Raw genomic sequence first — 11,580 nt, forward strand, 5'->3', positions numbered from 1 at the left:
ATCACCCCAATATTATGCAGTGCGCAGAGCATCTGAATTTCACGCTACGCTGTTTTCTTCGTTAATTTCTTCGCTACCAAATAGGCGAGTGGCAAACTTTAAATTTTCTGTATTCCTATTTCCCCCCAGCCAAGTCGATAAAACTACCTGTTACGTATGATGCCTCATCAGACAATAACCATGATATCGCTTGAGCTACCTCGTCAGGTTGACCACCGCGTTTCATCGGTAAACTCTCTTTTACTCGGTCAACTCTGGTTGCTTCACCGCCATCAGCGTGCATTTCGGTATAAATGAAACCGGGGCGAACGGCATTAACGCGAATACCTTGGGCTGCCACTTCCAAAGATAAACCAATGGTTAAGGTATCAATGGCTCCTTTTGAAGCGGCATAATCGAGATATTCATGGGGGGAGCCTAGTCGAGCTGCCGCCGATGATACGTTAACAATGGCACCGCCTTGGCCACCATGACGCCACGCCATACGTTTAACCGCTTCGCGTGCACAGATAAAACTGCCTGTGACATTCGTGGCGAATAGTGTTGCCAGGCGCTGGGCATCTAATTGTTCAATTGATGCCTGGGGCATCAATATTGCGGCATTATTCACTAACCCGGAAATGGGGCCAAATGTTTTATCAATTTGTAAAAATAGCTCGACCACCTGTTCTTCTTGGGAGATATCAGCCTGAACTGCAATGGCTTCCCCACCGAGATAGCGAATCCTTTCAATAACCTCTTGTGCGCAGGCTTCTCGAGTATGGTAGCCAATGCAAACTTTATGTCCCTTACTGGCTAAGCATAGCGCTGTGGCTCGACCAATACCGCGATCGCCACCAGTGATCAAAGTGATTTTATTTTTCATACATTAACTTCCATTTGAAAATCTATTTTATAGTTTAACAAAAGTAAAGAAACAGCACCTAATCAGAATAACTGCATCAAGTTATTTTCCATGGTTTTTACTGTTCCAAGGGCTGCAGTGGTAAGTACTTTCTATACTCCGGGCATTGGTATCAGTGAGTTGTGGCATCACCGAAAAAGTTCTGCAACAATGTTATTTATTTTCCCAAACAGTGCCAGTCTCTTAAACATCAAATGAGCAGCCCCATACTGTCGAGGGCGAAAAATGTATTAGGTATCTCTGAAAGAAAAAGTTTGGCAACCCGTGTCCTCAGATTTAAACTCGCCAAAAAACTTGGAGCGGTTCACTCCCTTTTAAAGCGGGTTTTCATACCATCATGCATCGGGATCAAATACCATTACGCACACTTTGTGACCTTTTATTGGAGTACAAAGGATCGGCTTGTTACGCTGAAGTGCTTACGCCCTGGCTAGCGTCCAATCAGCAGGAAATTGCCTGGCTGCGCTCATTTGCCCAACGAGCTGGAAAACCCATCCCTCAGGCTAGTAACGAGGATCTGTGGCATCTTTATGCGTTAAGTCGTGTATTGGAACTTTTAGCGTTGCGTTTTCAGCAAGGGGAGGTGGATGGGGGGAATTGGTTAGGTCCTGATATTACTCGCCAGCAGTTTGATCTCTTCGCGAAGGCGCTGGGGCTTGATGTGGAATACACCACTCTCTATCATCCATTCTCGCATGAGGTCGTCCAACTTATTCCTGATGTAAACACCAGCCCACAAATTACTTATCATCATTGGTCCGGCTTGATGTTAGGGAATATGCGCCTACTGAGAGCAGGTGTGACAATCTCTGCGTCTTCACATGTATTGCGTCCAGGTGTTGCGGATACCTCAACGCTTTATTGGGCTTATCGCAGAAAAAACAGACCCTATCAGGACCTGTCCCAGGGGTGGGGAAGCAATTCCTCTTGGAGAACACACTTTCGGCGCGATTATAAAATTGGCGATACGCTGTATTTAAATGTGGATGGCGCTAAGGATCTGTTACTTGTTCCACCTGATTCACTTGATGATTCAGGCTTGAACAGAGCGGAAAGAGTCGAGTTGCTTCTTAATCGCTCATTCGTTACGACAGATAAGCCGCATCATGATCTGTGGCCGTATGATGATAAATTTATTATTGAGTGAGTGCGAGTTCAAACAACTGTTGCTTGAGGAAGGTACGCCAGTACCCGCGATGAGTGGGCGCAAACTGAAATATAATAAATCAAAGAATATGATTCAGATGACGATGGGTAAACTCCAAAAAGTCAAAATGGATGACTTCTTTGAAGATCTGAATGCGCATTGGCGTGGTGGTTCAGCGCGTTATCAACTGGCTTGCATGGACGAAGCAGCGGGTAAAAGCAGCAATAAGTGAAGTAATTCAAGTAGCCTGTAACCAGTCAGTCGGCAGAACATTGCAGGCTGACACTTGAGTTAATCAAGGTCGTTACGTTTCATACTTAAAATGGCTTGGGTGTCTAAATAATCGTACCTAAAGCCGCTTCACATTAGCATCTGGCTGGTGGGTATGATGCGGAACGCTGACACGCCGTAAACCCGTCCTTGGGGGCTCGTATCGCGCGTCCATGCGCTCAACGGTCAGCTAACCTGCATCATGCCCATCTGTAGCACAATTAGGCGCAGCTATTTAGTGAAACTATCACCCAAGCAACTTGAATAGCGTGTCACCACTTAAGATACCGGATAGGCTTTGAACCCCAATAATTTTGAAATAGCATAACTATTCGATTTTACTACTTGAATTAATTCAGTAATGGCCGTCCGCCCCATACGGCCACTTGGCCCGGATAATGCAATCCCGGCAATACATTGGCCATGGTTATTGAAAATTGGTGCGGCAACCGCCAACACCCCATGTTCATGAATACCATCGTTAATTGCCAAACCTTCCTGGCGAATTGTGGCGAGTTGTTCAGCGCTAATTTCAGTATATTCGGCGAGAATTGCTTGCCTGATGGGATAAGGCTGCCAAGCCAGAAACACATAACCGATGGCCCCCTGCGTCATGGGCAGAATCTCTCCTGTTTCGACAGTCCGGCGTAAAGCTTGCCAACTCTGCACACTTTCAATGCATACTCGCATATTATTATGAGCAGGAATATAAAGACTGGCGGTCTCATCAAACATGTCTCGCATGTTTTCCAAGAAGGGATAAACGATTTGGCGCAGATCCTTTCTTGAGTTTTGTAACTCCATCAACTTGCTGATTTGGAATCCTAGTGTATATTTTTTATCTGAGTCTTTATAAAGAAAACCTTGAGCAACCAGGGTCATGAGCAAGCGTGATACGGTTGAGTCACTCAGCCCTGTTGCGTCACAAATTTCGGTTAATGAAAAAATCTGTTGTGTTGGATTAAATAAAGACAATATTTGCAATCCACGCTCAAGTGCTCTAACCGATAATTCTTTCACAATAAAACCCCATCATTTTTTATTAATCAGCTTATTTTCCCATGCAGTGGAAGTTGAAATCCCGCGCAGTGGGAAAATGACATCTGTGCTATTTTAATGAATTAAAAATAACTTTTCTATTTAAATAAAATAATTAAGATGGAGTACATTATCGTGGTCATTTCTTAAAATTTCACTAGGAGGAAAAATGATAGAAGCTATCATCAGAAAGGGGGCATACTTCGACTCGGTAAAACTTATGCTGGTTACCCAGCAGGTAAAAAGCATGCCGGGGATCATTGAGGCGGGTGTGGTGATGGGCACCGATCTCAATAAGGACATTTTAGCGCGGGTGAATTTACTGAGTGAAACCGCGCGAGCCTGCTCGCCAGCAGATTTGATTATCGCCATCAATGCAGAAGATCAGAATGCATTTGATGCGGTCATTGCAAAACTTGACGGATTTTTAAACGCCAGTACCTCATCCGGCGACAGTGTGGCCTATAAACCTAAAACCTTGGTAGGCGCAATCACTGCTCAACCCACATCTAATTTGGTCATCATCTCTACACCAGGCAATTTTGCCAAAGTTGAAGCACGCAAGGCGCTGAATGCTGGCCTGCATGTCATGCTATTCAGTGACAACATGCCACTTGCCGACGAAAAAGAACTGAAAGAATTGGCGCAAAGTAAAAACCTGTTGGTGATGGGGCCTGACTGCGGAACATCGATTATTAATGGTGCTGCACTCTGTTTTGCCAATCAGGTTCGTCGCGGAAACATCGGCATTGTGGGGGCCAGTGGTACCGGTATGCAGGAGATCAGTACCCTGATTCATAAGCAAGGAGCGGGTATCTCTCATGCAATAGGCACTGGTGGGCGCGATCTGGTTGCAGAGATTGGCGGGATTACCATGCTGCAGGGGATCCAGGCACTTAATGAGGATGAGAGTACAGAAATCATCGTTCTCGTTTCTAAACCGCCAGCAGTCGAAGTGGTCGACAAAATTCTCTCTTATTTGCAGAAAAACGTCAGTAAACCTGTGGTCATCAATTTCCTCGGGGGGAAACCAGCGGAAAGCCATCCTGGTCGTTTAGAGTATGTCGCAACATTGGAAGAAGCCGCGCTAAAAGCCGTGCAGTTGGCCAAAAAAACCACGCTTTCACCACTGATGACGGCAGATGAAATCGACTCGTTAGTCTTTGGCTTAAAGTCGAAAATAGGTTCTAACGGTAAATACCTTCGCGGCTTGTTCTGTGGTGGCACGCTTAACTATGAGGCCATTATCGCATTGGAGGAGCCTCTGGGTGGCGTTTACTCTAACAGCCCTCTCGATAAAAAATTGAAGTTGCAAGATCCCTATAAGTTAACGGGAAATGCCTGTATTGACCTGGGGGATGATGTGTTTACTCAGGGTCGAGCACACCCAATGATTGATCCGACTTTGCGTTCGCAAATGCTAGCAGAACAAATCAACCAAGATGACGTCGGCGTTATTCTTTTTGATGTTGTATTGGGCTACGGAGCACATGACGCACCAGCAAATGATGTGGTCGATATCCTAAAACGTCATGCAGATAAGTTAGCGAACAAAGTATTGGTTGCATCTATCTGTGGAACGGATGAAGACCCACAAAATTATGAGCAAACCAAGGCAGCACTTGAGAATGCTGGGGTGATTATTGCGCCAAGCAACCGTTGTGCAGCGCTGATTGCAGGGAAACTTCTTGCTTAGCTCGAGACCCAGGTAACTTTATAAGTTAATACCTTTATAACTTTATAAATCTATACCTCTATAACTCGATACTTCTATAACAATAAGCGTCTTTGGATGAGGGAAACCCAATGCTAAAAAACAATATTTTGACTACTGATCTTCAGGTTGTGAACGTCGGTCTCGAGCAATTTTATACGGATTTGCAAAGGCAGAGCATCACCGCGTTACAAGTTGAATGGAGTCCACCTGCGCACGGGGACGAAACGGTTCTGGCCGCGCTAAATACCCTCTACGGTGTAGACAGTGAGCAACGAAATGCCGCTAATGCTGAAGTGCTGCGCCGTATGCAGGATTCTGAGGTGTTCCTTGAAGGTATGGGGCTGGCCGGCGAAGTGATCCCGGGAATGGCACCTAATATGATCTTGCACGCAGGCCCACCCATTGAATGGAGTCGCATGTGTGGCACGATGCAAGGTGCCATTATCGGCGCTCTGCTGTTTGAAGGCCTGGCCAAAAATGAAGATGAGGCGAAAAAGTTAGCTGCCAGCAGCGATATTATTTATTCACCGAATCATGACCACCACACCGTAGGGCCGATGGGGGGGATTATCTCCGCCCACATGCCGGTCTTTATTATGCACAATCGGACATTTGGTAATTATTCTTATTCAAATGTTAACGAAGGCCCAGGTAAAGCGTTGCGCTTTGGCTCCTATGGTCCTGAGGTGATTGAACGTTTGCATTGGATGACAGATTCGCTTTACCCGATCCTGAAGCAAGCTATCGAATTTTCTCCAGGGATTGACTGGAAAAACATTGTTACCCAAGCCTTACAAATGGGGGATGACAATCACAACCGCCATAAAGCTTCTACATCGTTGTTTGTGCGTGAATTAGCGAAATACATTGCGCAAATCGATGCAGATAAAGCAGCGATCCACAGAGTTTTTGAACACATTGAAAAGATCGATATGTTCAACGTCAATATCACCATGGCAATGTGCAAAGCGATGAGTGATGCCGCACTCGGTGTTGAGGGGAGCACTATCGTTACTGTGATGGCACGTAATGGTATCGATTTTGGTATCAGGCTCAGTAGTACCGGCAACCAGTGGTTTACTGCCCCCGCCAACGTTCCTGAAGGGCTCTATTTTACCGGTTATAGCAGTGCCGATGCCTGTGCCGATATTGGTGATAGTGCCATTACCGAAACTTTCGGTATGGGGGGCTTTGCTTTGGCCTGTGCACCTGCAATGGTTCAGTTTATTGGTGGTACCTATGATGATGGGGTAAAAATCACCAATAGCATGTATGAGATCACCGCCACCGAAAACAAGAACTTCAAAATCCCGACAATGGGCTTTAAAGGGACACCCACCGGCATTGATATTATCAAAGTGCTGGAAGCCAATATGACGCCAGTGATCACCACTGGAATATCGCACCGGGATCCTGGTGTGGGTCAAATAGGTGCGGGCATCGTTAATGCGCCTATGGAGTGCTTCACCAAAGCGGCCATTTATCTCGCGGCTGATAAGTGAGTCAGGAGAGTACCATGCGAATGTTGTTGAACTGGAAGTTACACCTTTTTGCCGCAATCATTATTTTTATTGCTGAGCTGATTGGTGTGCGTAAGATTAGCATTTTAGTTTTTATGCCAATCTTGTACGCAATTATTATTGGTGGCTTTATTAGCTATCCGAAATTTAAAATTCTGTCCATAAAGGATATGGATGATGCCAGCAGCATCTTCCCCATCGCGCTAAGTCTGCTTTTGGTCAAGATTGGGCTTGGGGTAGGGCCGAACTTGTCCATGCTGATGGAGTCTGGGGGAACGCTGTTTTTCCAAACTATTGGTCACTTCTTGGGGATCGTTCTTCTGGCTTTACCGGTCGCCATGTTATTGGGGCTAGGGCGGGAATCTATAGGTGGAAGCTATTCGCTAGGCAGGGAAATCCACGTCGCGATTATTGCTGAGAAATATGGCTTGAACTCCGCAGAAGGGCGAGGCGTCATGGGGGTATTTATCTGCGGAACCATGTTGGGGGCCATGTTCTGTGGCATCTTCATGAGTGTTTTTGTCAAGATGGATATATTCCACCCATTCGCTTTGGCGCTAGGGGCGGGTACCGGCTCTATCAGTATGTCTGCAGCAATGATGTCTGTCATTCTGGATACATACCCTCAGTATTCGAAACAAATCGAAATGTATACCGGTGCGTCCAATATTCTGGTCAACGTGCTTAACGTCTATGCGGCACTGTTTGTCACGCTTCCTCTGGCCCGCGTCATGTACAAGTTTTTAGATAAGTTTAGACCCTCATCAAAAAACGCAGACGACATGGTTGAAAGCATAGAAGGTGAAAAATGAAATCATTTGCTTGGGACAAGCTGGCAACCATGAGTGCCGTCCTTATCATTACCGCCATCTTAACGGTTATTGGTAATGTTACCGCTGGCAAGGCCGCGATAGGTCCTTCGGTGGCGGGGATTGTGGTGATTTATGCGATCGCGGTTTTTGCCCTGTTCGTGTGTCACTTGCCAGGGTTCAATAAGTTACCGGTGGTTTTTTGGGTCTGTATCATTGCTGTACTGTTTTCTGCACCGTTCTTTCCTGGTAATGAGTTTATTACACGGACGACGAGTGCGATCTCATTCGTACAAATGGGCCCGCCGACACTGGCTTACGCTGGCTTGGCATTAGGTAAAGATTTGGACCTCTTTAAAAAGTTGTCATGGCGCATCGTTGTTGTATCCTTTGCGGTTTTCTTGGGAACCTTTTTGTTAGGTGCAGTCTTTGCCCAGATTGGTTTAAAAGTAGAAGGTATAATTTGAGGATCGGCACTCTAAATAGCTGCGCGTAAAATGCTACACCGACCAAAAGCGTAAAGTGTAGCGGTATTAGGAACACTTATTTAGGAGCGCAGTGGTGATTCTCTGATGTTGATTTTTATATACCCGTCGTCAATCAAACGGTAGCTTGTATGGGGACGGGTATATTTATCAAGGAAGTAACCATGGAGCGTACGCAAGAGCAGCAACTGACCATTTTCAAAGATCGTGGATATAGCGATGACCTGTTACCAAAAGGGGAAAAGCAACGTAATTGGCGGGCCTTTAACTATTTTGCCTTGTGGATGGGGGCAATTCATAATGTGCCAAACTATATTGCGGTAGGTGGCTTTTTGATGTTAGGGCTATCAACAGTATCAGTGATGATGGCTATCTCTTTTAGTGCACTGTTTATTGCGTTTGTCATGATCATGAATGGCGCTGCTGGCTCTAAGTATGGTATCCCTGGCGTGATGTTGTTACGTGCCTCTTATGGTGTCCGTGGCGCATTAGTACCTGGAGTATTGCGTGGCTGTATCGCTGCTATTATGTGGTTTGGTTTGCAGAACTATGCTGGATCTTTAGCCTTACTTATCTTGATTGCTAAGGTCTGGCCTGGCTTTTTGCAGATAGGAAACGGCACTGTTTGGCTGGGTATATCGATTCCTGGTTTGATCTGCTTTCTTATTTTCTGGCTGTTGAATACGTTGCTTGGCTTTGGCGGGGGTAATGCGCTAAAAAAATTCACCACCCTACTTAACCCCTGTGTTTATATCGTTTTTGGTAGCATGGCGGTGTGGGCAGCTTCACTGGCTGGCATTGACAATATTATTCATTATGCCCCCCAGCATGTTGAACAAAGTGGTAGTGGCATCTTTCTTTTTTTTGTGATCATCAATGCTATCTTGGGGGTGTGGGCCGCACCGGCAATCACCGCTGCCGATTTTACGCAAAATGCGGTCAGCTTCAAACAGCAGGCAATCGGCCAGGCTGCGAGCTATTTTGTGGGTTACACGCTGTTCGCTATTTTAAGCGTGATAATATTGGTCGGTGCCACTATTCATTATGGTGTCAATACTTGGAATGTGATGGATATCATTCAAAAATGGGATAGCACGTTTGCTACACTGTTTGCTGGGCTGGTTATATTGATGACTACCGTCTCCATCAATGCGGCCTGTAATCTGATTCCAGCGGGTTATCAGATAGCCGCCTTAGCGCCTCGGCATCTTAATTACAAAAATGGTATCGTGATTGCCAGTATTATCAGTGTCATTATTTGCCCTTGGAAGTTAATGGAGAGCCAGGATAGCATCTACTTCTTTCTAGACATTATTGGCGGGATGTTAGGCCCGGTGGTGGGGGTTATGCTCGCGCATTATTTTATTGTGATGCAGGGTAGGATTGATTTAAATACCCTTTATTCTAGCCCGGGTGAGACTGGCGAGTATAACAATGGCATTAATTCCAAAGCATTTTATGCAACAATTATTGCGATTGTTATCTCTTTAGGGAGTAAGTTTGTCCCTTATTTTGAAACCTTATCTCGCTTATCTTGGTTTGTTGGGGTTATCTCTGCTGTTATGATTTATTTGTTCATGCAAAGCAGAAGTAAAAAAGGTTCTCTGGGTCAGACTGCAAACAGCTGATCGTTTTTATTATTGATTTTTTGCACCTTGGTTTCAGTTTAGAAACCATTAATAACTATTTATTGTAATAGTGAATAGCCTATTCCCGTAATGGGATTTAAATAAATATCGTAACTCGAAACGTGGTTAATCGCGTTTCCTTTAATGGATTAAATAAATGAAAGAACTTGTTGTGGTTGCCATTGGTGGCAACAGTATCATTAAAGACAATGCCAGCCAGTCGATTGAACATCAGACCGAAGCAGTAAAAACGGTCGCTCACTCGGTGCTGGAGATGCTGGCATCGGATTATAATATTGTGCTTACTCATGGCAATGGTCCTCAGGTCGGGTTGGATTTACGTCGTTCAGAGATTGCACACGAACAAGAAGGGTTACCGCTGACCCCTCTGGCCAATTGTGTGGCAGATACCCAAGGGGGGATCGGTTATCTTATTCAGCAGGCACTGAATAACCGCTTGGCATTGCGTGGTGAACAGCAGGCAGTGACCGTGATTACCCAGGTTGAAGTCGACCGGAATGACCCCGGCTTCACCCATCCAACCAAGCCGATTGGTGCTTTTTTCAGTGCGGAACAGCGTGATAGATTATTGCAGCAGCATCCTACCTGGCATTTTATCGAAGACTCAGGGCGCGGTTATCGCCGAGTCGTCGCGTCTCCTGAACCAAAGCGCATTTTAGAATCCGGTGCAATTAATGCATTGATTAACCAAGGCTTTGTGGTTATTGCAGCCGGTGGCGGTGGGATCCCGGTGATACGTGACCAGCAAGGCGATTATCAAAGCATTGACGCAGTTATTGATAAAGATTTATCCACTGCGCTACTGGCTCAAGAGATCGGTGCTGATGTGTTGGTCATTACCACGGGGGTAGAGAAAGTCTGTATCCACTTTGGCAAACCTGAACAGCGAGCGCTAAACAAGGTTAGTGTGGCAGAAATGACTCGCTATCAGGAAGAAGGGCACTTTCCTGCGGGGAGTATGTTGCCGAAAATTATCGCCAGTTTGGATTTTTTACGCCATGGTGGGAAACGCGTCATAATCACTTCGCCGGACTGTCTGCCTGCGGCGCTGCGCGGTGAAACCGGTACCCACATCGTTAACCAGTAAGAAACCCGTAGCGGCTGTAAGTTGCTCACCGCAAGCAGCGGCAATCAATTATTATCGGGTAACGGGCCTGCATCGCAGGCCCAATTTTTGGCTAGCGTAAAATAACAAATGTTGTGGTGAGTAGATTGAATTGTATTGCTAGGGCCTTGCCACACGCGTAGATGCGTCACCCAAGGTCAGGGGGTTTCAGTTGTGCCGGTGACCAAGGTGGTGACCTCTTGGCTATCCCAAATAAACTGGCCTTGATAGACTGAGCCTGCAGTATGAATAGAGTTAAGGGATTCAGTGAGTTGTAGCTGACAACGCCCTTGCAGCGGTGCAAATTCGATTACTCTGGCGGCATGGCAATCAAAGAATTTATTCACTTGTGGATAGAGTGCCTTATACAAGCTCTCTTTCAGCGAAAATATCAGTGTCAGCGCCAGATTAAAAGGCATGCCACTGTGTGCCAGCAGCTGGTTTTCCTGCTCATTAATAATCATTTCTCGCAGATTCGCCGCCACGTCAGCTTTCATAATCAGCTCAGTATCAATCCCTAAGAATCCATTATCCTGAGCCTGAGAAGTGACAACAATCGCTGAACGGTGATGGTGTGAAATCGAACCAATAACCTGAGCTGGCCAGATCGGGGCACGATCTTCCCCTTGGCGTAACTCAAAGCCGTGGATACCGAGAGCGTCCAGTTGTTGCTGGGCACAATATCGCCCAGCCAAATATTCCGCCTTACGCTTGATGATTGCCTGGCAGAATTGTTCAGGCAACGGAATGTTCCATTGGTTGAACAAGGTATCGTGATAATAGCGGGGGTCGAATCGGATTTGATGAAACCTGACGCTGGGCCGATCACCTAGGTAGCCTTGTACTTCCGCCGTAATAAAACCCGCTGAGTGACTGAGGTTCAAACTAGCTGTGTGGGTTAAGGTAAACATAAAATCGTTCCAACCAGCGATAGCG

At 46.0% G+C, this 11,580-nt stretch carries 11 protein-coding genes; 8 read left to right on the forward strand and 3 right to left on the reverse strand.

Annotated elements, in window-relative coordinates:
• Positions 1–115: 115 nt before the first annotated feature.
• A complete protein-coding gene (locus IO95_RS10135; protein WP_023490453.1) occupies positions 116–865 on the reverse strand; it encodes an SDR family oxidoreductase in 750 nt (249 codons plus the stop codon).
• Positions 866–1,241: 376 nt separating this feature from the next.
• Between IO95_RS10135 and IO95_RS10140 the strand changes: the two genes are divergently transcribed.
• Positions 1,242–2,051, forward strand: coding sequence for a hypothetical protein (locus IO95_RS10140; RefSeq protein WP_023490452.1), 810 nt, complete (start codon positions 1,242–1,244; stop codon positions 2,049–2,051).
• On the forward strand, positions 2,026–2,283 hold the full coding sequence (locus IO95_RS10145; protein ID WP_037385132.1) for a hypothetical protein: 258 nt from the start codon (positions 2,026–2,028) through the stop codon (positions 2,281–2,283). Before IO95_RS10140 ends, IO95_RS10145 begins: the two co-directional genes overlap by 26 nt.
• A gap of 317 nt (positions 2,284–2,600) precedes the next feature.
• Here the strand turns inward: IO95_RS10145 and IO95_RS10150 are convergent, their stop codons facing one another.
• Positions 2,601–3,341 carry an IclR family transcriptional regulator gene (locus IO95_RS10150; RefSeq protein WP_023490450.1) on the reverse strand — a complete coding sequence of 247 codons (741 nt, stop codon included), beginning with the start codon at positions 3,339–3,341 and terminating at the stop codon, positions 2,601–2,603.
• Between the two features lie 187 nt (positions 3,342–3,528).
• On the opposite strand from IO95_RS10150, the gene fdrA reads away from it, so the two are divergent.
• The 6 genes from fdrA to IO95_RS10180 all read left to right on the forward strand — a co-directional run bounded on the left by fdrA (position 3,529) and on the right by IO95_RS10180 (position 10,626).
• On the forward strand, positions 3,529–5,055 hold the full coding sequence (gene fdrA / locus IO95_RS10155; RefSeq protein ID WP_023490449.1) for an acyl-CoA synthetase FdrA: 1,527 nt from the start codon (positions 3,529–3,531) through the stop codon (positions 5,053–5,055).
• Between the two features lie 110 nt (positions 5,056–5,165).
• Positions 5,166–6,578, forward strand: a complete 1,413-nt coding sequence (locus tag IO95_RS10160) for a DUF1116 domain-containing protein (protein ID WP_023490448.1) — start codon at positions 5,166–5,168, stop codon at positions 6,576–6,578.
• A 20-nt stretch (positions 6,579–6,598) separates the two neighbouring features.
• Complete coding sequence (locus IO95_RS10165; RefSeq protein WP_200874167.1) at positions 6,599–7,408, forward strand: DUF3100 domain-containing protein; 810 nt, start codon at positions 6,599–6,601, stop codon at positions 7,406–7,408.
• Positions 7,405–7,872: a hypothetical protein gene (locus IO95_RS10170; RefSeq protein WP_023490446.1), complete on the forward strand. Its 468-nt coding sequence runs from the start codon at positions 7,405–7,407 to the stop codon at positions 7,870–7,872. The genes IO95_RS10165 and IO95_RS10170 overlap by 4 nt, the downstream gene beginning before the upstream one ends.
• Positions 7,873–8,054: 182 nt before the next feature.
• Complete coding sequence (locus IO95_RS10175; protein ID WP_023490445.1) at positions 8,055–9,518, forward strand: putative allantoin permease; 1,464 nt, start codon at positions 8,055–8,057, stop codon at positions 9,516–9,518.
• Between the two features lie 157 nt (positions 9,519–9,675).
• A complete protein-coding gene (locus tag IO95_RS10180; protein WP_023490444.1) occupies positions 9,676–10,626 on the forward strand; it encodes a carbamate kinase family protein in 951 nt (316 codons plus the stop codon).
• A 176-nt stretch (positions 10,627–10,802) separates the two neighbouring features.
• On the opposite strand, the gene IO95_RS10185 is transcribed toward IO95_RS10180, so the two are convergent.
• A complete protein-coding gene (locus IO95_RS10185) occupies positions 10,803–11,555 on the reverse strand; it encodes a 4'-phosphopantetheinyl transferase (protein WP_023490443.1) in 753 nt (250 codons plus the stop codon).
• Positions 11,556–11,580: the final 25 nt, after the last annotated feature.

This window comes from Serratia sp. DD3 (assembly GCF_000496755.2).